The organism is Streptomyces sp. NPDC020958 (assembly GCF_055562175.1).
Window position 1 is genome coordinate 193,923 of sequence record NZ_JBVHFU010000009.1, and the last position, 20,253, is coordinate 214,175.

At 72.1% G+C, this 20,253-nt stretch carries 19 protein-coding genes; 15 read left to right on the forward strand and 4 right to left on the reverse strand.

Annotated elements, in window-relative coordinates:
- Positions 1-98: 98 nt before the first annotated feature.
- Positions 99-956 (forward strand): NAD-dependent epimerase/dehydratase family protein, encoded by an 858-nt coding sequence (locus ACZ3KP_RS25460; RefSeq protein ID WP_467501861.1) that lies wholly within the window; start codon positions 99-101, stop codon positions 954-956.
- Positions 957-979: 23 nt separating this feature from the next.
- Here ACZ3KP_RS25460 and ACZ3KP_RS25465 read toward each other — a convergent pair whose 3' ends face one another.
- The 4 genes from ACZ3KP_RS25465 to ACZ3KP_RS25480 form a co-directional block, all read right to left on the reverse strand.
- Positions 980-2,245 (reverse strand): MFS transporter, encoded by a 1,266-nt coding sequence (locus ACZ3KP_RS25465; protein ID WP_467501863.1) that lies wholly within the window; start codon positions 2,243-2,245, stop codon positions 980-982.
- Positions 2,242-3,576 (reverse strand): GH1 family beta-glucosidase, encoded by a 1,335-nt coding sequence (locus ACZ3KP_RS25470; RefSeq protein ID WP_467501864.1) that lies wholly within the window; start codon positions 3,574-3,576, stop codon positions 2,242-2,244. Before ACZ3KP_RS25470 ends, ACZ3KP_RS25465 begins: the two co-directional genes overlap by 4 nt.
- Positions 3,577-3,682: 106 nt before the next feature.
- Positions 3,683-3,949, reverse strand: coding sequence for a protealysin inhibitor emfourin (locus ACZ3KP_RS25475; protein ID WP_467501866.1), 267 nt, complete (start codon positions 3,947-3,949; stop codon positions 3,683-3,685).
- A gap of 21 nt (positions 3,950-3,970) precedes the next feature.
- Positions 3,971-5,038: a M4 family metallopeptidase gene (locus ACZ3KP_RS25480; protein WP_467501868.1), complete on the reverse strand. Its 1,068-nt coding sequence runs from the start codon at positions 5,036-5,038 to the stop codon at positions 3,971-3,973.
- 350 nt (positions 5,039-5,388) lie between these two features.
- Between ACZ3KP_RS25480 and leuA the strand changes: the two genes are divergently transcribed.
- From leuA to ACZ3KP_RS25550, 14 genes are all read left to right on the forward strand, one after another.
- Positions 5,389-7,110, forward strand: a complete 1,722-nt coding sequence (leuA, locus tag ACZ3KP_RS25485; protein WP_132886696.1) for a 2-isopropylmalate synthase — start codon at positions 5,389-5,391, stop codon at positions 7,108-7,110.
- Between the two features lie 184 nt (positions 7,111-7,294).
- Positions 7,295-7,990 (forward strand): TerB family tellurite resistance protein, encoded by a 696-nt coding sequence (locus ACZ3KP_RS25490; protein WP_358971156.1) that lies wholly within the window; start codon positions 7,295-7,297, stop codon positions 7,988-7,990.
- 90 nt (positions 7,991-8,080) lie between these two features.
- Complete coding sequence (locus ACZ3KP_RS25495; protein WP_467501870.1) at positions 8,081-9,277, forward strand: sialidase family protein; 1,197 nt, start codon at positions 8,081-8,083, stop codon at positions 9,275-9,277.
- A gap of 276 nt (positions 9,278-9,553) precedes the next feature.
- A complete protein-coding gene (locus tag ACZ3KP_RS25500; RefSeq protein ID WP_467501872.1) occupies positions 9,554-10,087 on the forward strand; it encodes a SigE family RNA polymerase sigma factor in 534 nt (177 codons plus the stop codon).
- Positions 10,084-11,046, forward strand: coding sequence for a hypothetical protein (locus ACZ3KP_RS25505; RefSeq protein WP_467501874.1), 963 nt, complete (start codon positions 10,084-10,086; stop codon positions 11,044-11,046). Before ACZ3KP_RS25500 ends, ACZ3KP_RS25505 begins: the two co-directional genes overlap by 4 nt.
- Before the next feature lie 143 nt (positions 11,047-11,189).
- Entirely contained in the window at positions 11,190-12,803 is a 1,614-nt protein-coding gene (locus ACZ3KP_RS25510) for an ABC transporter substrate-binding protein (RefSeq protein WP_467501876.1), read from the forward strand.
- A 4-nt stretch (positions 12,804-12,807) separates the two neighbouring features.
- On the forward strand, positions 12,808-13,767 hold the full coding sequence (locus tag ACZ3KP_RS25515) for an ABC transporter permease (protein WP_467501878.1): 960 nt from the start codon (positions 12,808-12,810) through the stop codon (positions 13,765-13,767).
- Positions 13,764-15,737 carry a dipeptide/oligopeptide/nickel ABC transporter permease/ATP-binding protein gene (locus ACZ3KP_RS25520; RefSeq protein ID WP_467501880.1) on the forward strand — a complete coding sequence of 658 codons (1,974 nt, stop codon included), beginning with the start codon at positions 13,764-13,766 and terminating at the stop codon, positions 15,735-15,737. The genes ACZ3KP_RS25515 and ACZ3KP_RS25520 overlap by 4 nt, the downstream gene beginning before the upstream one ends.
- Positions 15,734-16,744, forward strand: coding sequence for an ABC transporter ATP-binding protein (locus ACZ3KP_RS25525; protein WP_358971143.1), 1,011 nt, complete (start codon positions 15,734-15,736; stop codon positions 16,742-16,744). Before ACZ3KP_RS25520 ends, ACZ3KP_RS25525 begins: the two co-directional genes overlap by 4 nt.
- The gene (locus ACZ3KP_RS25530) at positions 16,741-17,667 is read left to right on the forward strand and encodes a dihydrodipicolinate synthase family protein (protein WP_467501882.1); all 927 of its coding nucleotides are present in this window, start codon (positions 16,741-16,743) and stop codon (positions 17,665-17,667) included. Before ACZ3KP_RS25525 ends, ACZ3KP_RS25530 begins: the two co-directional genes overlap by 4 nt.
- Before the next feature lie 67 nt (positions 17,668-17,734).
- The gene (locus ACZ3KP_RS25535; protein ID WP_467501884.1) at positions 17,735-18,001 is read left to right on the forward strand and encodes a hypothetical protein; all 267 of its coding nucleotides are present in this window, start codon (positions 17,735-17,737) and stop codon (positions 17,999-18,001) included.
- Positions 18,002-18,050: 49 nt separating this feature from the next.
- Complete coding sequence (gene recO / locus ACZ3KP_RS25540; RefSeq protein WP_467501886.1) at positions 18,051-18,800, forward strand: DNA repair protein RecO; 750 nt, start codon at positions 18,051-18,053, stop codon at positions 18,798-18,800.
- A gap of 17 nt (positions 18,801-18,817) precedes the next feature.
- A complete protein-coding gene (locus tag ACZ3KP_RS25545) occupies positions 18,818-19,657 on the forward strand; it encodes an isoprenyl transferase (RefSeq protein ID WP_467501888.1) in 840 nt (279 codons plus the stop codon).
- Between the two features lie 52 nt (positions 19,658-19,709).
- Complete coding sequence (locus tag ACZ3KP_RS25550) at positions 19,710-20,252, forward strand: YcxB family protein (protein WP_467501890.1); 543 nt, start codon at positions 19,710-19,712, stop codon at positions 20,250-20,252.
- The last annotated feature ends 1 nt before the right edge of the window (position 20,253 follow it).

Here is a 20,253-nt window from a genome sequence, read left to right on the forward strand (position 1 = left end):
GGTTATCCAGGGACCGTCGATCCCCTGATCGGGAGGTCTCTCCCGGTCGTCGCCGGCGCGGCGCAGGGTGGTGGCACCCCAGAACGAAGGAGAAGGCCATGATCACTCTCGTCACCGGTGCCACCGGACAGGTCGGGCGGCGGCTCGTGCCCCGGTTGCTGGGACAGCGGCAGCCGGGCGAGCAGGTGCGGGTGCTCGTCCGGGACGCGGCCCGCGGGGAGCCGTTCGCGCGGCTGGGCGCCGAGGTCGCCGCCGGGGACCTGCGGGACGCGGAGGCGCTGGGGAAGGCGGTGGCCGGGGCCGATGCCGTCGTGAACGTGGCGGCCGCCTTCCGGGGCGTTCCGGACGAGGAGGCCTGGGCGGTCAACCGGGACGCGGCCGTGGCGCTCGGACGGGCCGCCCTGGCCGCCGGGGTACGGCGGTTCGTGCAGGTCAGCACCGGGAACGTGTACGGGACCGGGCGCGGCCGCCCGCTGACCGAGGACGACGAGAGCCGGCCCGGCGGTGAGATGTGGGGCGCCTATGCCGAGTCCAAGATCAGCGCCGAGCGGGAACTGCTCGCGCTCGACGGGGAGATGGAGGTACGCGTCGGACGGCTGCCCTTCGTCTACGGCGAAGGCGATCCCCACCTCGCGAACGTCATGCACTGGGCCGCGCGCTGGGCCCCCGCGCAGCGGCTTCAGATGGCTCACCACGCGGATGTCGCGCAGGGCCTGCTGCGGCTGCTGTACGCGCCCGCGGTGAACGGCCCGGTGTACAACATCGCCGACGACGCCCCGGTCACGACCGTGGAACTGCACCGGCTCAACGGCGTCGAGGTGCCCGCAGGCCTGTACGGCCGCACCGACCCCGACCCCTGGTTCGGGATCATGTCGAACCAGCGGATCCGCCGGGACCTCGGCTTCCGGCCGATCTATCCCAGTGTCTGGACCGCCCGGGACGCCGGGGCCCTGTAGGACCCGCGACCTCGAAGATCAAGCTAGTCCACTCCCCGTATCCGCCCCACCAGCGCCGCTCCCGCCAGGCCGATCGCCGCCGACACCAGGTACAGCATCCGGTAGCCGCCCAGGTACGTCACGATCGGTGCGGCGAGGACGGGTGCCGCCACCTGGGGCAGGGCGTTGGCGACGTTGATGACGCCGAGGTCCTTGCCCCGGTCCAGGGCCTTCGGCAGGACGTCCGTCATCAGCGCGAAGTCCACCGAGGTGAACACCCCGAAGCCGACGCCGAGCAGGGCCGCCGCGACGATCGCGCCCGGCCAGGTCTCCCACACCGCCAGCAGCGCGGTCGCCGCCGCCATCAGCATCCCGGACCAGACGACGAACGGCTTGCGCCGCCCCACCCGGTCCGACCAGACCCCGCCGACCACCACCGTCGCCATCAGCGTCAGCCCGTTCACCGCCGTCAGGACCAGCACGCCCTGCTCGGGGTCGTGGTACCGGAGCCGGTCCCGCAGGTAGTACAGGAGGTACAGCAGCACCAGCGCGTTGCTCAGGTTGATCAGGAACCGGGTCAGCCACGCCCACCCCAGGTCCGGATGGCGGCGCGGACTGAGCCAGAACCCCGCCAGGAAGCCCCGCCAGGACCAGGGCGGCCGGTCCGCGGGCCGCAGCCGCAGATCCGGGTGGCGCAGCACGTACGGCAGGATGCCCACCGCCGTGAACACCGCGCACGCCGCATAGCCCGCCCCGACGCCCCCGGCGGCCGTCGCGAGCCCGGTGCCGCCGACCACGCCGAGGATCTGCGCGGCCCCCAGCCAGCCGCCCACCGAGCCCCGCTGGAGCCGCGGCACCCGGTCCGGCACCGCGGCCGTCACCGCCGCGAACGACGCGTTCAGCGTCAGCTGGACCAGGCACCAGCCCAGCGTCATCGTCGCCATGCCGCCGGCGCCCGCGAGGAGCAGCAGGGACAGCGCCCCGCCCGCCGTACCGGCGACGATCCACGGCGTACGGCGGCCCCACCGGGACGTCGTACGGTCCGACAGCGCCCCGAACAAGGGGTTCGCCAGCAGGGAGACCAGGGCGCCGGCGCCCGTCACCCACGCCAGCATCGTCTCCTTGGACATCCCGGAGCCGGGCGCGAAGTCCTTCGCCTGGGAGGCCAGCAGGATCTGCAGGGGGCCGTACCAGCCCACCCAGATCGCCCCGTTGGCGAGGCACAGCGCCCAGATCCAGCCCCGGCCGACCCGGCCGGACGGCTCCGCCAGGGCGGCGGATTCCCCGGCCGGGTCGTGGGTCGTCGTCATCTCTGCGCCCGCAGTGCGTCCCGGAACCAGCCGTACGACGCCTTCGGTGTCCGCTTCTGGGTCGTGTAGTCGACGTGGACCAGGCCGAAGCGGCGCTCGTACCCCTCCGCCCACTCGAAGTTGTCGAGCAGCGACCAGACGAAGTAGCCGCGCACGTCCACCCCGGCCTCGACGGCCCGGTGCAGTGCGCGGATGTGCCCGTCGAGGTAGGCGATGCGGTCGCGGTCGTCGAGGCCCTCGTACGAGCAGCCGTTCTCGGTGATGACGACCGGCGGGAGCCGGTCGCCGTAGCGGTCGCGGAAGCCGGTGAGGAGTTCGGTGAGGCCCTCCGGGACCACCGGCCAGCCGAAGTCCGTCACCGGTACGCCCTCGATGTCCTGCACGGAGAAGGGGAGTTCGGCGGGGAGGGTGAGACCGCCGAACTCGGTCTCGGTGCCCTGCGGGGCGCCCACCTTCGTGGGGGCGTAGTAGTTGACGCCGTACCAGTCGAGCGGTTCGGCGATCACCTTCAGGTCGGCCGCGACGTCGCCGGGCATCAGGTCGCCCATGCCGTCGGGGTACTCGCCGAGCAGGACCGGCTCGGCGAACAGGCGGTTGAGGAGGAGGTCGTAGAAGGCGGCCGCCTCCAGGTCCGGCTGTTCCTGCGAGGCCGGCCAGGTCGGGCCGTGCGAGTTGGCGATGCCGATGTCGCCCGCGCCGGCCGCGCGCAGCGCCCGCACGGCCAGGCCGTGGGCGAGGAGCTGGTGGTGGGCGGCCGGGAGCGCGTCGAACATCAGCTGTTTGCCGGGGGCGTGGGCGCCGAGCGCGTGGCCGAACAGGGTGTGCTCGGCGGGTTCGTTGAGGGTGATCCACTTGTGCACCCGGTCACCCAGCCGGTCCGCGACCGTCGCGACGTGGTCGGCGAAGCGGGCGGCGGTGTCCCGTTCCAGCCAGCCGCCCTTCTCCTGGAGAGCGGTCGGCAGGTCCCAGTGGAAGAGGGTGGGGACCGGCCGTACGCCCGCCGCGCACAGTGCGTCGACGAGCCGGTCGTAGAAGTCGAGTCCGCCCGTCGAGCGCGCCCTAGGCCAGGAGACCGAGAAGCGGTACGCGTCCACCCCGAGGCCGGCCAGCAGTGCCACGTCCTCGGGGTACCGGTGCAGGTGGTCGCAGGCCACCGCCGCCGTCGAGCCGTCCTTGACGCGGCCCGGTTCCGCCTCGAAGACGTCCCACACGGACTGCTCGCGTTCGTCGGCCGCGCCCTCGATCTGGTGGGCCGAGGTCGACACACCCCAGAGGAAGCCGTCGGGGAAACGGGGGAGAGGGGGGTGCGGACGGGCCGCTTCATTCGCCATGGCGGGGATCATCCTTACCCCCGGTAACATAAGTCAACGCCCTGGCGGGAACCGGCCGCACCGGACCGGCGGCACCAGGGCGTGACCTACCCGTCGGTGGACCTGCTCACGCGCCTTCCTTCAACACCCTTGAGATCAGTTCGCGTTGCCCGTCCGTCAGCGTCGGGTCGGCCGCGAACACGGTCCGTCCGTCCACCGTGATCTCGTACGAGAACCCGTCCGGCACCCCCGGCGGCGGCGTGCCCCGGCCGGCCGCGAGCGCCTGCTCGGCCAGGGCCTGCCACTCCTGGGCGTCGGGCCGGCCGGAGGTCTCCACCTCGGCCCGGCGCTCGATACCCGCGAACCCACCCGTACGCCTCACCTGAATACGCATGGGTCCCTGTGTAGTACGGATTCAGGCGGTCGGCACCCCCACCTGTGCCCAGGCGCCGAGCACCGCCTTGGTCTCCGCGCCCTCCTGGTAGCGGGCCTTGGCGGCGGCCACGGTGAGTTTCGCGAAGTCCGCGAAGTCGGCGTCCGCGGCGAGCGCGCCACCGGTGAGGACGTCGTACCAGATCTGCCCGGCCTTCTCCCACGCGTTGCCGCCGAGGGCGGTGGCGAGCAGGTAGAAGGCGTGGTTGGGGATGCCCGAGTTGATGTGCACGCCGCCGTTGTCCCGGCTGGTGCGCACGTAGTGCTGCATGGTCGCCGGCTGCGGGTCCTTGCCGAGGCGCGGGTCGTCGTACGCGGTGCCCGGGGCCTTCATCGAGCGCAGCGCCACCCCGTGCACGCCGGGCGCGAGCAGGCCCTCGCCGATCAGCCAGTCCGCCTGGTCGGCGGTCTGGCCGAGGGAGTACTGCTTGATGAGCGAGCCGAAGACGTCGGAGACCGACTCGTTGAGCGCGCCGGACTGGCCGTAGTACTCCAGGTTGGCGGTGTACTGGGTGACGCCGTGCGTGAGCTCGTGGCCGATGACGTCGACCGAGCTGGTGAAGTCGGTGAAGATCTGGCCGTCGCCGTCGCCGAACACCATCTGCTCGCCGTTCCAGAAGGCGTTGTCGTAGTCGACGTCGTAGTGGACGCTCGCGTTCAGCGGTAGGCCGTCGCCGTCGATGGAGTTGCGCTCGTACGCCTTCAGGTACAGCTCGAAGGTGGCGCCGAGGCCCGCGTAGGCGCGGTTGACGGTGGCGTCCTGGCCGGGGTCGGAGCCCTCCGCGCGGACCTCGGTGCCGGGCAGGTCGGTGCGGTGCCCGGCGTCGTAGATCGTGCGGTGGGGCTGCGCCGTCGCGGGCGCCGGGGTGAGCGCGACCGCGGTGGTGCGGACGGCGGTCACGCGGCGGCGGGTGCGCTGGGCGGAGTCGTGCTGCAGGGTGCGCAGCGCGGGGTCGGCGAGCGCCGGGTCCTCGTGGGTGGCGAGGTGGTCGAGGATGTGCGGCGGCACGATCGTGCAGAAGACGGGCCTGTAGCCCCCGTTGGTCGTCATGCTCGGCACGATGGCACCGCGTTAGCTCTGTGTCACTAGGTGCAACCATGATTGGTGAAATATGCGGATGGTTTCGCCGTGGGGTGGTTGCGCTGTGTTATGTGCCGCAGGTCGCGGGTGGCTGGTCGCGCAGTTCCCCGCGCCCCTTTCAGGGGCGCTGCAGTCCCGCATGCTGATACGGAACCGCTTCGTCATGAGGGCTCGGTTAGAGTGGTCCGCATCATGCGTTTCGGGCTGCTTCTTCTTAGCTGCCGCGGCGAGGGCCTGTAGTCCAGGTCGACTCCCTCCCCGCGGAGCTTCGTGTTGCGTCGTCGGCCGTCCATCCGGACACCCACCAGGAGCCCCGCATCATGGCGAACCGCCAGCAGCCCACCACCATGCCGATCCACAAGTACGGCCGTTATGAGCAGGTCGACATCCCGGACCGCACCTGGCCCCAGCAGCGGATCACCGAAGCCCCCCGCTGGCTCTCCACGGACCTGCGCGACGGCAACCAGGCCCTGATCGACCCCATGTCGCCCGAGCGCAAGCGCCGGATGTTCGACCAGCTGGTCAAGATGGGCTACAAGGAGATCGAGGTCGGTTTCCCCGCCTCCGGTCAGACCGACTTCGACTTCGTGCGCTCGATCATCGAGGAAGAGGGCGCGATCCCGGACGACGTCACCATCTCCGTCCTGACCCAGGCCCGTGAGGACCTGATCGAGCGGACCGTGGAGTCGCTGAAGGGCGCCAAGCGGGCCACCGTGCACCTGTACAACGCCACCGCGCCGGTCTTCCGCCGGGTGGTGTTCCGCGGCTCCAGGGACGACATCAAGCAGATCGCGGTCGACGGCACCCGCCTGGTGATGGAGTACGCCGAGAAGCTGCTGGGCCCGGAGACCGAGTTCGGCTACCAGTACAGCCCGGAGATCTTCACCGACACCGAGCTGGACTTCGCGCTGGAGGTCTGCGAGGCCGTCATGGACGTCTGGCAGCCCGGCCCGGGCCGCGAGATCATCCTGAACCTGCCGGCCACCGTGGAGCGCTCGACGCCGTCCACGCACGCCGACCGCTTCGAGTGGATGGGCCGCAACCTGTCCCGCCGCGAGCACGTCTGCCTGTCGATCCACCCGCACAACGACCGCGGTACGGCCGTCGCCGCCGCCGAGCTGGCGCTGATGGCCGGCGCCGACCGTGTCGAGGGCTGCCTGTTCGGGCAGGGCGAGCGCACCGGCAACGTCGACCTGGTCACCCTGGGCATGAACCTGTTCTCGCAGGGCGTCGACCCGCAGATCGACTTCTCCGACATCGACGAGATCCGTCGCGTGTGGGAGTACTGCAACCAGATGGAGGTCCACCCGCGCCACCCGTACGTGGGCGACCTGGTCTACACGTCCTTCTCCGGCTCCCACCAGGACGCCATCAAGAAGGGCTTCGACGCGATGGAGGCCGAGGCGGCCGCCAAGGGCGTCACCGTCGACGACATCGAGTGGGCGGTGCCCTACCTGCCGATCGACCCGAAGGACGTCGGCCGTTCCTACGAGGCGGTCATCCGGGTCAACTCGCAGTCCGGCAAGGGCGGTATCGCGTACGTCCTGAAGAACGACCACAAGCTGGACCTGCCGCGCCGGATGCAGATCGAGTTCTCGAAGATCATCCAGGCCAAGACGGACGCCGAGGGCGGCGAGGTCACCGGCTCCGACATCTGGGCGGTCTTCCAGGACGAGTACCTGCCCAACCCGGAGAACCCCTGGGGCCGCATCCAGGTGAGGACGGGCCAGTCGACCACCGACACGGACGGGGTGGACACCCTGACCGTGGAGGCCACCGTCGACGGCGAGGACACCGTCCTGACCGGCTCCGGCAACGGGCCGATCTCCGCGTTCTTCGACGCGCTGCAGAGCCTGGGCATCGACGTACGCCTGCTGGACTACCAGGAGCACACGATGAGCGAGGGAGCCTCCGCGCAGGCCGCCTCCTACATCGAATGCGCGATCGACGGCAAGATCCTGTGGGGAATCGGCATCGACGCGAACACGACGCGTGCGTCGCTGAAGGCGGTCGTGTCCGCCGTCAACCGCGCGACGCGATAACCCCTCTGACCGGCGGTTTACGGGTCCTGATCACCGCATACGGTGATCAGGACCCGCTGTTTCTCGGCCATCCGGCCATGAAGATCACGGAAAGGTCTCGTACGCGGTACTGACTCCGGCTCCTCCCTGTGGCTAACATCACGCCAGCGGTGGCGATGTTGCCACGGCGTTACGGAGGTGCGACGTGCTGCCAGTACGGGGACGAGACGGCCGGGACGTCAGGCCTGCCCGCATCCTGGGCACCCGCACCGCGTGGACACCCGTCGGCGACGGCGAGTTCTTCTGCCCGGGCTGCGGAGGCGACCGCAACTACCAGCGGCTCACCGGGCGCCGCCGCTTCACCCTGCTCGGCGTGCCCGTGCTGCCCCGCGGCACCGCCGGGCCGGTCGTGGAGTGCGCCGCCTGCCGCCACCACTACGGCACCGACGTCCTCGACCACCCCACCACCTGCCGCTTCTCGGCGATGCTGCGCGACGCCGTGCACACCGTCGCGCTCGCCGTCCTCGCCGCGGGCGGCACCTGCTCCCGTACGTCCCTGGAGGCAGCGGCGGTCGCGGTGCGCGCGGCCGGGTTCGAGGACGCCACCGAGGACCAGCTCGGCGCCCTGGTGGACGCCCTCGCGGCCGACACCGGCCGGGTCTTCGAGCAGCCGGGCGGTGCGGGCCTCGCCATAGAGCTGCACGAGGCCCTCGACCCGCTCGCCCCCCACCTCGCCCCGGCGGGACGGGAGTCCCTGCTTCTGCAGGGCGCCCGGATCGCCCTCGCCGACGGCCCCTACACCCACCGCGAGCGCGAGGTCCTCGGCACGGTCGGCGCGGCCCTGACCATCTGCGCCGACGACGTGACCCGGCTGCTGGCCGCCGCCCGCACCCCCTCCTGAACCGGGCGGGGAACTGACGGGGTACCAAACCGGGTGACCCTTTTGGCCGTTGTGGGGTGCGGTGTCGGCATACGGGGGGAACATGTAAGGGTGACCCAAGAGTCTCCTGTGCTCCGCGTCAGCCGCATCGTCCTGGCCGGCTCCCTGCTCCTCGGGGCGTTCACGGTCGAGCCCAGGGCCTGGGCGGCCACCTGCGAGTCCTCCGTGCCCTACGTCTCCGGCAAGGGCGGCTACGCCCAGTACCGCATTCCGGCCGTCGTCCGCACCTGGCACGGCACCCTGCTCGCCTTCGCCGAGGGCCGGCACTCCACCACCGGCGACAGCGGTGACATCGATGTCGTCCTCAGACGCTCCACCGACGGCGGCTGCACCTGGGACCCGCTGCGGGTGGTGGCCGACGGCAAGGGGAACACCCGCGGCAACCCCGCACCCGTCGTCGACCCGGCGAGCGGCGACGTGGTCCTGGTGACCTCGTACAACGACGGCTCGGTGAGCGAGGACCAGATCATGCGCGGCCAGGTCGGCAAGGAGCAGAGCCGCCGGGTGTTCGTGCAGCGCAGCCGCGACGACGGCCGTCACTTCACCAGGCCGCACGAGATCACCGCCCAGGTGAAACCGGCCGGCTGGCGCTGGTACGCGACCGGTCCCGGCCATGCCGTCGCCATCGCCCGGGGACCGCACCGGGGCCGCCTGGTCGTCGCCGCCGACCACTCCGCCGCCCCGCGCGCCGGCTCCCCGGACACCGGCCGGGAGTCCAAGTACTACGGCGGCCACGCGATCTACAGCGACGACCACGGCCGCAGCTGGCGCCTGGGCTTCGTCGACGACTCCTACACCGGCCACGACAACGCCAACGAGACCACCGCCGCCGAACTGCCCGACGGCCGCCTCTACTTCAACGCCCGCGACCAGAACGGCTCCAGCCCCGGCAACCGGCTCGACGCCTGGTCCAGCGACGGGGCCGAGACCCTGGACGCCCGGTTCACGGTGCAGCCCACCCTCCGGGAGGTCCCCGTGGTCGAGGGTTCGGTCCTGCAACTGCCGGGCGCCGAAGCGCCGTTGCTCTTCTCGGCGCCGTCGGTCCCGACGGCCCGCAAGGCCATGGCCCTGTGGGCCAGCACGGACGAGGGCATCACCTTCGAGAGACTCACCACCCTCTCCGGCCTGAAGGCGGCCTACTCGGACCTGGTGCAGGTGGCCAAGGGCACGGTGGGGGTGCTGTACGAGACGGGCACGAGAACGGCGTACGACACCATCGAGTTCCGCCGGCTCAAGAGCCCCGGGTAGCCCCGGCGGCCGGTGCCGCCCGTCCGGCGCCGACCGCCCAGGCGGCTCGGGCGGCGGAACGGCCGGACAGCGCCCGGCCCGGTGCCGGCACGCCGCTCGTCGGCCTGCTCGCCGCCGACGGCGGCGGCCGGGTCACTCCGGGCGGTCCGCGACATCGACACGCTCCGCCCGCGAAAACGCCCCCGCACCCGGCTGATCCCGCCCGGACCGCCCCGCCCCGCCCGCCGGGCAACCGAACGGGGGCGTCCGGTGGTCTGGAGGGCGAGGGGGTGGCCGATGCAGGCCGAACTAGAGGCCCAGTTCCAGGAATTCGTCAGAGCGAGATGGACCCATCTGGTCCGGACCGCCTATCTGCTCACCGGCGATCCGCACCACGCGGAGGACCTCACGCAGACCGCGCTGGCGAAGGCGTACCGGTCGTGGCGCCGCGTCTCGGGGACCGACCGCCCGGAGGCGTACGTCCGCCGCATGCTGGTCAGCTGCAACAGCGACAGGTTCCGCAAGCGCCGGGTCACCGAGTCGCTGACCGCCGCGCCACCGGAGCGCGTGCAGTACGACGACGCCGTGGCCCGCGCCGACGAACGCGGCACACTGCTCGCCGCGCTGGCCCAACTGCCGCCCAAGCAGCGGGCCGTGGTCGTGCTGCGGTACTGGGAGGATCTGTCCGAGGCGGAGGTCGCCGACGTGCTCGGCTGCTCCCCGGGCACCGTCAAGAGCCAGGCGTCCAAGGGCCTGGCCAAGTTGCGTACGATTCCGGGGCTCGCGCAGGCCATGAGCCACGCGGCGCCCGCGCAGGGAGGCACCAGGTGAGCGAACAGACGCAGGGCGGGGGAACGGAGCCGGACTTCGAGGAGCGGCTCCGGGCGCTGCTGGCGGGGGACGCGGCGCAGGTGCGGCCGTCGCCGGTGCCGTACCCGGAGATCCGCCGGCGGGGTCTGGTGGAGCGGCGCCGCCGCATGGGCGTGACCGGGGCGGCGCTGGCGGCGCTGGCGGCGGTCCCGGTCGGCGCCTACGCGCTGGGCGGCGGCTCCACCGTGACGAGCCCGGCCGGTCCCGGTCCCACCGCCCTCGCCAGCGCCCACCCCGCCCCGACCGGCCCGGCCACCCCGACGCCCTCGGCGCCGACGGCCACCCCGACGGCCCCGGGCCGCCCGGCGTCCGCGGCGCACCAGCTGCTGGACGGGATCACCTTCGAGCAGGCGGCCGCCGACCTCGGCAAGTGCCTCGACTACGACAAGGCGCACCGCACGCCCAAGAACCCGACCTACACCGACCTCGGCAGGCCCGCCGACTACCGGATCATCCTGGCGATGCGCGCCACCGGCGACTCCAACACCCCCGGCGACGGCTACTTCGTGGTCGCGGTGCGTCAGAAGCCGGTGCCGGCCCGGCTCATCTGCACCGTCAAGGACGGCGCGGCCTCCGGCCTGAACACCAGCATCGGCGACCCCTTCGGCGACGCGAAGACGCCCGTGGTCCCGGACATCAACAGCGGCAAGCTGTACCAGCAGTCGGTCATCGACAAGGGCAACTGGAAACTGCCCTTCCGCTGGGGGATCATCGGCGGCCTCCGCGCCCCGGTGACCCGGATGACCGTCTCCTACGGCGACGCCGCGGGCCAGGTGGTCCTCGACCACGGCTGGTTCGTCGCCACCGGCACCCTGCACCAGCAGGTCACCAGGGCTCCGCACCTCAAGGGCTACGACGCCGCCGGCAAGCTCGTCTACGACTCCGACCAGGACGCCTCCTACGAGAAGACGCTGCCCTAGGGGAGCCCTACGGGGCGCCATTGGTCCCACCTCTGATGGTTTACGCCATTCGCGCGCCTTGCCTTGACCGCCCCTGAACCCCCTCTTATGGTCGCGCTAACCCAGGACGTCCGACGTCTCCTTCCCCCCACGCCGGAGGCACCGTGCGCGATCAGGCGACCCACGCCCGCAGGACGTTCCTTCGACACGCGGGCGCCCTGGGCGCCGCCGCCTCGCTGACCTCCCTGACCTCACTGACGGCCTGCGGGCCCGAGTCCACCATCGACCTCGGCGGCGCCGGCTCCGACCGCACCCTGACCGCCGTGATCGGCTACGGCAACGACGGCAGCTGGGACCCCACCCAGACCGCGTCCGCGTTCGCGATGGCCGCCAACAACCACCTCTACGAGGGCCTCGCCGACACCGACCCGATCACCCGCGCCCCCTACCCGGCGCTGGCGACCCGGCTGCCGACCGACCCGGACGCCACCACCTGGCGGTTCACCCTGCGCCGGGGGGCCACCTTCCACGACGGGAGACCGGTCACCGCCGACGACGTCGTCTTCGTCTTCGACCGGATCCTCGACCCGGGCACCCCGACCCTCGTGCACGGCTTCTTCGCGAGCTGGCTGCAAGAGGCCCGCAGGGTCGACACCCGCACCGTCGACCTGGTGCTCCGCTTCCCCTTCCCGGACGGCGTCGCCCGCCTCACCCTCGCCAAGATCATGCCGAAGCACGTGTTCGCCCGGCCCGGCGCCTGGGACGACGCGATCAGGGGACTGGCGGTGGGCTCGGGACCGTACCGGCAGACCGGCCACCACCCGAAGTCGAACACCACCTTCGCCGCGTACGACCGCTACAACGGCCCCCGCAGGCCCGCCTTCCGGCGCATGAACTGGCTGACGATCGTCGATGCCGCCTCCCGCGTCGCCAGGATCTCCGGGGTGGACGCGGGCGCCCAGATCTCCGACAACATCCCCTACGCCAACATCCCCCGCCTCGAACAGGGCGGCCTCGCGGTCGGCGGCGCCGCCGGCATGAACAACCTGTTCCTGATGTTCAACACCCGGCACCCGCCCTTCGACGACGTCCGGGTCCGCCAGGCCCTGCACTACGCCATCGACAAGCGGGAGATCGTCGAGGTCGCCCTCAAGGGCCGCGGAAAACCCGCGAGTTCCTTCCTGAACGAGGCCAACCCCACCTACCGCAGGGCGCGGACGGTCTACGACCACGACCCCGGGAAGGCGAAGGCGCTCCTCGGGGCCGCCGGAGTCAGCGGGCTGCGCGTCGACCTCCTCGCCGTCAACGTGAGCTGGATCGTCGACTGCCTGCCCACCATCAAGTCGTCCTGGGACGCGATCGGCGTCGCCACGACCCTGTCCCCGCAGGAGACCACGGCCGTGTTCACCAAACTGGACCAGAAACAGGACTACCAGGTCGTCGCCGCCGTCTCGAACCCCAACCAGTTCGGCCTCGACGCCGACCTGATCATGCACTACAACTACGGCCCCGGGAACCTCTGGACGGGCTACGCCCGCTGGGCCGGGCACCCGGTCGCGAAGCGGCTCTTCAAGGACATGGACGCGGCCACCCGCGAGGCGGACCCCGGGAAGAAGAAGGCGATGATCCAGGACTACCTCGACGTCGTCGCCGAACAGGCCGTCATCTACCCGGTCGTCCACAACGAGCTGATCACCGCCTGGGACCCGCACCGGCTCACCGGCATAAGGGCCCAGCCCTACCCCGGCATCAACGTCCTCACCGCCGCGTGGGCCTGACGGCATGAGTGCCGTCCTGCGCATCCTGCTGCGCCGCGTCGCCCTGCTGGTGCCGCTGCTGCTCGGCATCGCCCTGTTCGTGTTCCTGGTGATGCGCTTCTCCGACGTCGACCCGGCGTCCGCGTTCTTCCAGGGCGCCAACCCCACCCCGCGGCAACTCCACGACTTCCGGGAGCGAAACGGCCTGCTCGATCCGCTCCCGCTGCGCTACGCCCACTTCGTCCGCGACCTGCTCCACGGCGACCTCGGCACCAGCGCCCTGACCCGCACCCCGGTCCTCGACCAGGTCCTCACCGCGCTCCCGCTCACCCTCCAGCTGACCTTCCTGGGCCTGTCCATCGCCGTCGTCCTGGCCCTGGCCGGCGGGATCACCGCGGCCGTCTTCCGCGACCGCCCGCCGGACCAGGTCATCCGGGTGCTCTCCCTGATCGGTGTCGCCGCCCCCGCCTTCTGGCTGGCCCTGCTGATGATCCAGTACCTCGCCGTCGACCACGGCTGGTTCCCGACCGGCGGCTACATCAACCCCGAGGACTCCGTGACCGGCTGGCTGCGGACCATGGCCCTGCCCGCCCTCGCGCTCTCCCTGCCGGTCGCCGCCCAGCTCACCCGGATCGTCCGCACCTCGGTCGTCGAGGAACTCGACAAGGACTACGTCCGCACCGCCGTCGGCAATGGCCTGCCGCCCCATGTCGTCGTCGGCCGCAACGTGCTGCGCAACGCCCTGGTCAACCCGCTGACCGTGCTCGGCCTGCGGGTCGGCTACCTGCTCGGCGGCGCGGTCGTCATCGAGACCGTCTTCGCGTTGCCCGGCATGGGCAAGCTGCTGATCGACGCCGTCCAGAACGGCGACCCCGCCGTCGTCCAGGGCGTCGTCCTCACCACCGCCACCGGCTTCGTCGTCGTCAACCTCGTCATCGACATCCTCTACCTCCTGGTCAACCCGCGCCTGAGGGAGACGACATGACGACGTTCACCCGCGCGGGCCGCACCACCGCCCTCGCCCGCCCCGGCGCACGGCTGCGCGGACTGCCGCGGCCGTCGAAGGCGGCCCTCGCCTTCCTCGCGGTGATCGTCCTGGTGGCGCTGTGCGCCCCCCTGCTCGCCCCCGACGACCCCCTCGCCCAGCAGGCCCCCGTGGACGGCACCGGGCACCCCTCCGCCGGCCACTGGATGGGCCAGGACAGTCTCGGCCGGGACATCCTCAGCCGGCTGATGTACGGCGCCCGCTGGTCCCTCGCCATCGGCCTCGGCGCGACCGGCCTCGCGCTGCTCGCCGGGGCGCTCCTCGGGGCCCTGGCCGCCACCTCCCGCAAGGCCGTCGACGAGACGCTGATGCGCTGCCTGGACGTGGTGATGGCCTTCCCGGGCATCGCCCTCGCCGCGGTCCTGGTCGCCGTCTTCGGCGGTGGCAGCACCGTCCTGATCTGCGCGATCGCCTTCCTCTTCACCCCGCCGGTGGCCCGCGTCGTACGGGCGAACGTCCTCGACCAGTACGGCGAGGACTACGTCACCGCGGAACGGGTGATCGGCGCCCGCACCCCGCACATCGTCGTCCGCCACGTGGCGGTCAACTGCCTCGCCCCCGTCCTCGTCTTCTGCACGGTCCAGGTCGCCGAGGCCATCGTCTTCGAGGCGTCCCTGTCCTTCGTCGGCGCGGGCGTACGGCCCCCCGACCCGTCCTGGGGCAGCGTCATCGCGGACGGCAAGAACATGGTCCTGACCGGCGGCTGGTGGGCGACCCTCTTCCCCGGCCTGCTGATCCTCCTCACGGTCCTCTCCCTGAACGTCCTCTCCGAGGGCGTCTCGGACGCCTGGGCGTCCCCGGCGGGCCGAGAGGTGGAGCCGACGGAGCCTGTGGAGGTACTCGAGCCGGGGGAGGCCCCGGAACTGCCCTCCCTGACCGAGGCGGCCGACCGGCTACGACGGCGTGCCCGGCCCCTGCCCTCCCGGGAGGGACCGCCGGTCCTGTCCGTGGAGAACCTCACGATCGCCTTCCCGGACCGCCACCGGGGCACGAACATCGTGAACGGCATCAGCTTCGACGTCCACCCGGGCGAAGTCCTCGGCCTGGTGGGCGAATCGGGCTGCGGCAAGTCCCTGACAGCTCTGACCGTCATGGGCCTGCAACCGAAGACGGCACGGATCAGCGGACAGATCCGGTTCGCCCCTTCAGGGCCCCCCGGGAACCCGCACCCGCCCGTCGACCTCACCACCCCCCGCCCCCGCCTCCTCGGCCACGAACTGGCGATGGTCCACCAGGACGCCCTCTCCGCCCTGAACCCCTCCATGACCGTCAACGCCCAGCTCAGGCAACTCACCCGGCGCGGCGGCCACCGCACCCCCACCGAACTCCTCACCCTCGTCGGCCTCGACCCCACCCGCACCCTCCGCAGCCGCCCCCACGAACTCTCCGGCGGCCAGCGCCAGCGCGTCCTCATCGCCATGGCCCTGTCCCGCGACCCCCGCCTGATCATCGCCGACGAACCGACCACCGCCCTCGACGTCACCGTCCAGGCCCAGGTGATGGAACTCCTCCTGCGCCTGCGCGAGGAACTCGGCTTCGCGCTGATCCTGGTCTCCCACGACCTCGCCCTCGTCGCGGACGTCACCGACCGTGTGGTGGTGATGTACGGCGGCCAGATCGTGGAGACCGGCGTCACGGCGGAACTCGTGGGCTCCCCGGCCCACCACTACACCCGCGGCCTGCTCGGCAGCGTCCTCTCCCTGGAGTCCGGCGCCGACCGGCTCAGCCAGATCAGGGGCGTGGTCCCGGCGCCCGCCGACTTCCCGGCGGGCTGCCGCTTCAGCGACCGCTGCCCCGCGGCGGACGAGCGCTGCCGCACGACACCCCCGGCGCCGGCCGGCACCCCCGCCCACACCGCGGCCTGCCACCACCCGGCCGTCGACCCGGCAGGCACGGAGGTGGCGACATGAGCGCGGTGGAGCTGTCCGGTGTCCACGTGGTGCACCGGGCCCGCGGCGGCGGCCTGTTCGGCCGCGACCGGGTGTACGCGCTGACCGGCGCCGACCTCAGCGTGGCGGCGGGCGAGACGGTCGGGGTGGTCGGCGAGTCGGGGTGCGGGAAGTCGACCCTGGCGAAGGTGCTGGTGGGCATCCAGCGGCCGACCGCCGGCACGGTCACCTTCCAGGGCCGCGACCTGTGGTCGATGCCGGCGGCCGAACGTCGGACGACCGTCGGCGCGGGCACCGGCCTGGTCCTCCAGGACCCCTCGACCGCCCTGAACCGCCGGCTGTCCGTCGGCCGTGTCCTGCGTGACCCGCTGGACGTGCACCGGCGTGGCACCAGGGCCGAACGGGAGGACCGGGTACGGGAGCTGATGAGCCTGGTCGGGTTGCCGGGGGCCCTCGCCGACGCGCTGCCCGGCCAGCTCTCCGGCGGTCAGCGCCAGCGCGTCGCGATCGCCCGCGCGCTCGCCCTCGACCCGGCGCTGGTGGTGGCGGACGAGCCGACCAGCGCCCTGGACGTCTCGGTCCGCGCGCAGATCCTCAACCTCCTCCTCGACCTGCGCGAACGCCTCGGGCTCGCGCTGGTCCTCGTCTCCCACGACATCCAGACGGTACGGCGGATGAGTGACCGGGTGATCACCATGTACCTGGGCCGGATCGTCGAGGAGACCCCGGCCGCCGACGTCACCGGGGGCGCCCGCCACCCGTACACCCGGGCCCTGTTCTCGGCCGCCCCCGGCCTGCTCGACCCCGTCGACCCGATCCCGCTCACCGGCCCGGTGCCCTCGGCGACCCGGCCGCCGTCCGGGTGCCCGTTCCGTACCCGCTGCTGGCGGGCGGACGACGCGTGTGCCGTCCGCATGCCTGATTTCGCGGCCGCGTCACGGCCCGGTCACCGCTACCGCTGTCATCACCCTGTCCATCCTGGGGAGGAGGACCAGCCGAGCCGCCGTCTGCCCAGGGAGCCCCGATGACCCTGCCCACCCCGCTCACCGGAGTCGTACCGCCCCTCTGCACGCCCCTGACCCCGGACCGCGAGGTGGACGTCCGCTCCCTGGACCGGCTCGTCGACCGGCTGACGCAGGCCGGCGTGGACGGCCTGTTCGTCCTCGGCTCGACCTCCGAGGCGGCCTACCTGACGGACCGGCAGCGCAGGCTGGTCACGGAGACGGTGGTCTCCCGGGCGGGCGGGCGGCTGCCGGTGCTGGCGGGCGTGATCGACATGACGACGCCCCGGGTGCTGGACCACGTGGCGTCCGTCACCTCCGCCGGTGCGGACGCGGTCGTCGTCACCGCCCCCTTCTACACCCGCACCCACCCTGCCGAGATCGCACGCCACCTCCGCCTGGTCGCCGAGCGCTCACCCGTCCCCGTGATCGCCTACGACATCCCGTCCGCCGTCCACACCAAGCTCCCCGCCGACCTCGTCCTCGAACTGGCCGCCGAGGGGGTGCTGGCCGGTCTGAAGGACTCCAGCGGGGACCTGGCGGGCCTGCGCGAGGTCGTCGTCGGCAGCCGCGGCCTGCCCGGTTTCGGCGCGCTGACGGGCTCCGAGGTGACCGTCGACTCGGCGCTCGCCCTGGGTGCCGACGGGGTGGTGCCGGGGCTCGGCAACGTCGACCCCGACGGGTACGTCCGGCTGTACCGGCTGTGCCGGGCGGGTGACTGGGAGCGGGCCCGGGCGGAGCAGGAGCGGCTGTGCGGCCTCTACCGGATGACCGGCGTCGGCGACCCGGGCCGGATGGGCGCGAGCTCGGCCGCGCTGGGGGCGTTCAAGGCGGCGCTGCACCTGCGCGGGGTGATCGACTGCCCGGCCACGGCGGAACCCCAGGTGCCGCTGTCGGAGGCGGAGACGGAGTGCGTGGCGAAGTTCCTCGCGGGGGCGGGGCTGCTGTAGGCCGCCCGGGGACCGGCCGCGGGGGACAGACTCCTGCCGAGTCTAGGCACGCAGCGCCACCTCGGTGATGCGAAGCGTGAAATCGGCAGGGGCGGGGGAGCCAGGTGAGGTGAACGCGAAGAACCTCCCCATCGGCTCCTGCGCCGTCGACACCCGTACCGGACGGCTGGGCATCGTCATGGGGCACGAGGGCCCCTACGTGCAGTTGCGGCCGTACGGGGGAGGACGTGAGTGGGACGCCCGCCCGGACGCCGTGCGCCTCGCCACCCAGACGGAACGGCTCAGCGCGGCCACCGCCCACGCCAACGCCCGCAGCCGCGGGGAAGTCCCTTGAAGGTCCCGCCGCGCACCGGCCGCCCGCCGCGGCAGGGCAGAATGGGCCCATGAGCCTGTTCCGCGACGACGGCATCGTGCTGCGCACCCAGAAGCTGGGTGAGGCGGACCGGATCATCACCTTGCTCACCCGTGGGCACGGGCGGGTGCGGGCCGTCGCCCGCGGGGTGCGGCGGACCAAGTCCAAGTTCGGGGCCCGGCTGGAGCCGTTCTCCCATGTCGACGTGCAGTTCTTCGCCCGGGGGAGCGAGCTGGTCGGCCGCGGACTGCCGCTGTGCACGCAGAGCGAGACCATCGCGCCGTACGGCGGCGGGATCGTCACCGACTACGCGCGGTACACCGCCGGGACGGCCATGCTGGAGACCGCCGAGCGGTTCACCGACCACGAGGGCGAGCCGGCCGTGCAGCAGTACCTGCTGCTGGTGGGGGCGCTCAGGACCCTCGCCCGCGGCGAGCACGCCCCCCACCTCGTCCTCGACGCCTTCCTGCTGCGCTCCCTCGCCGTCAACGGCTACGCGCCCAGCTTCGAGGCCTGTGCCAGGTGCGGCATGCCCGGCCCCAACCGGTTCTTCTCGGTCGCCTCCGGCGGCAGCGTCTGCGTGGACTGCCGGGTGCCCGGCAGCGTCGTACCCTCGCCGGGGACCCTGGTGCTCCTCGGGGCGCTCCTTACGGGAGACTGGGAGACGGCGGACGCGGCCGAGGCACGGTACGTCCGGGAGGGCAGCGGCCTCGTGTCCGCGTATCTGCACTGGCATCTGGAGCGCGGGCTGCGCTCGCTCAGGTATGTAGAGAAGAGCTAGAGGGAGACGAGAAGCACATGGTCGTACGCGGGATCCTGGGAAGCCGGCGCCGCGAGTACAGCGCGCCGGAGCCGCACCCCTCCGGTGCCCGCCCGCCGAAGCTCCCGGGCGAGCTGGTCCCGGGCCATGTGGCCATCGTCATGGACGGCAACGGCCGCTGGGCGAAGGAGCGCGGGCTGCCGCGCACCGAGGGCCACAAGGTCGGCGCCGAGCAGGTCCTCGACGTGCTCCAGGGCGCGATCGAGATCGGCGTGCGCAACATCTCCCTGTACGCCTTCTCCACCGAGAACTGGAAGCGTTCGCCCGACGAGGTCCGCTTCCTGATGAACTTCAACCGCGACTTCATCCGCAAGTCCCGTGACCAGCTCGACGCACTGGGCGTCCGGGTGCGCTGGGCGGGCCGGATGCCCCGGCTGTGGAAGTCGGTCGCCAAGGAGTTGCAGGTCGCCCAGGAGCAGACCAAGGACAACGACCTGCTCACCCTGTACTTCTGCATGAACTACGGCGGCCGTGCCGAGATCACCGACGCGGTGCAGTCGATCGCCGAGGAGGTGAAGGCGGGCCGCCTCGACCCGGCGAAGATCACCGAGAAGACCCTGCAGAAACACATGTACTACGGGGACATGCCCGACGTGGACATGTTCCTGCGGCCCAGCGGCGAGCAGCGCACCTCCAACTACCTGATCTGGCAGAGCGCCTACGCCGAGATGGTCTTCCAGGACGTCCTGTGGCCCGACTTCGACCGCCGCGACCTGTGGCGGGCGTGCGTCGAGTACGCCTCCCGCGACCGGCGGTTCGGCGGCGCGATCCCCAACGAGGAACTGCTGGCCATGAAGGGCGACCAGCAGGCCGACTGACGGCCGTCAGCAGTTCACGCACAGCACGACCTGCGCAGGTACGATCCGCCCCATGGTCATGGACATGGGGCGGGACGCCGAACAGGGCGTGGTGGAGCTGGTCTACCAACCGGCGACGGAGGACTTCACGGGGGCGCTGCGGGAACGCGAGCGGCTGCGGGGGCGGCGCTGGGCGCGACCGCGGCGCTGGGGCTTCGTCGTCGTGGCGCTCGCCTTTGTGCTGAACGCCTCGCTCTCCCTGGCGGGGCGCGACAAGCCCAACTGGTTCCTGCTGGTCCTGATGCCCTTGGCCGCGATCCTGGTGTTCTTCACACCCCGGCTGCAGGCCCGCGCGTTCCAGAAGCTCGGCGCCCGCAACGGCACGTTTCGCGCGACCGTGACGGACGCCGGCCTGACGCTGGCCAACGACAACAGCACGACGTCGCTCAACTGGTCGGCGCAGCCCCGCTACCGGGAGACCAAGGACGCCTTCTTCACCTACAGCGACGACAAGAACGTCTCCTGCTTCACCGTGCTGCCCAAGCGCGGTCTCCAGGACCCCGCCGACGCCGACCGGCTGCGCGCGATCTTCGACCGGCACCTCACGCGCGTGTAGC

What these genes read in the sequence shown, in the direction of transcription:
- ACZ3KP_RS25460 (WP_467501861.1), top strand. Translation starts at nt 99, where the DNA reads ATGATCACTCTCGTCACCGGTGCCACCGGACAGGTCGGGCGGCGGCTC.
- ACZ3KP_RS25465 (WP_467501863.1), bottom strand. Translation starts at nt 2,245, where the DNA reads ATGACGACGACCCACGACCCGGCCGGGGAATCCGCCGCCCTGGCGGAG.
- ACZ3KP_RS25470 (WP_467501864.1), bottom strand. Translation starts at nt 3,576, where the DNA reads ATGGCGAATGAAGCGGCCCGTCCGCACCCCCCTCTCCCCCGTTTCCCC.
- ACZ3KP_RS25475 (WP_467501866.1), bottom strand. Translation starts at nt 3,949, where the DNA reads ATGCGTATTCAGGTGAGGCGTACGGGTGGGTTCGCGGGTATCGAGCGC.
- ACZ3KP_RS25480 (WP_467501868.1), bottom strand. Translation starts at nt 5,038, where the DNA reads ATGACGACCAACGGGGGCTACAGGCCCGTCTTCTGCACGATCGTGCCG.
- leuA (WP_132886696.1), top strand. Translation starts at nt 5,389, where the DNA reads ATGGCGAACCGCCAGCAGCCCACCACCATGCCGATCCACAAGTACGGC.
- ACZ3KP_RS25500 (WP_467501872.1), top strand. Translation starts at nt 9,554, where the DNA reads ATGCAGGCCGAACTAGAGGCCCAGTTCCAGGAATTCGTCAGAGCGAGA.
- ACZ3KP_RS25515 (WP_467501878.1), top strand. Translation starts at nt 12,808, where the DNA reads ATGAGTGCCGTCCTGCGCATCCTGCTGCGCCGCGTCGCCCTGCTGGTG.
- ACZ3KP_RS25520 (WP_467501880.1), top strand. Translation starts at nt 13,764, where the DNA reads ATGACGACGTTCACCCGCGCGGGCCGCACCACCGCCCTCGCCCGCCCC.
- ACZ3KP_RS25525 (WP_358971143.1), top strand. Translation starts at nt 15,734, where the DNA reads ATGAGCGCGGTGGAGCTGTCCGGTGTCCACGTGGTGCACCGGGCCCGC.
- ACZ3KP_RS25530 (WP_467501882.1), top strand. Translation starts at nt 16,741, where the DNA reads ATGACCCTGCCCACCCCGCTCACCGGAGTCGTACCGCCCCTCTGCACG.
- ACZ3KP_RS25535 (WP_467501884.1), top strand. Translation starts at nt 17,735, where the DNA reads ATGCGAAGCGTGAAATCGGCAGGGGCGGGGGAGCCAGGTGAGGTGAAC.
- recO (WP_467501886.1), top strand. Translation starts at nt 18,051, where the DNA reads ATGAGCCTGTTCCGCGACGACGGCATCGTGCTGCGCACCCAGAAGCTG.
- ACZ3KP_RS25545 (WP_467501888.1), top strand. Translation starts at nt 18,818, where the DNA reads ATGGTCGTACGCGGGATCCTGGGAAGCCGGCGCCGCGAGTACAGCGCG.
- ACZ3KP_RS25550 (WP_467501890.1), top strand. Translation starts at nt 19,710, where the DNA reads ATGGTCATGGACATGGGGCGGGACGCCGAACAGGGCGTGGTGGAGCTG.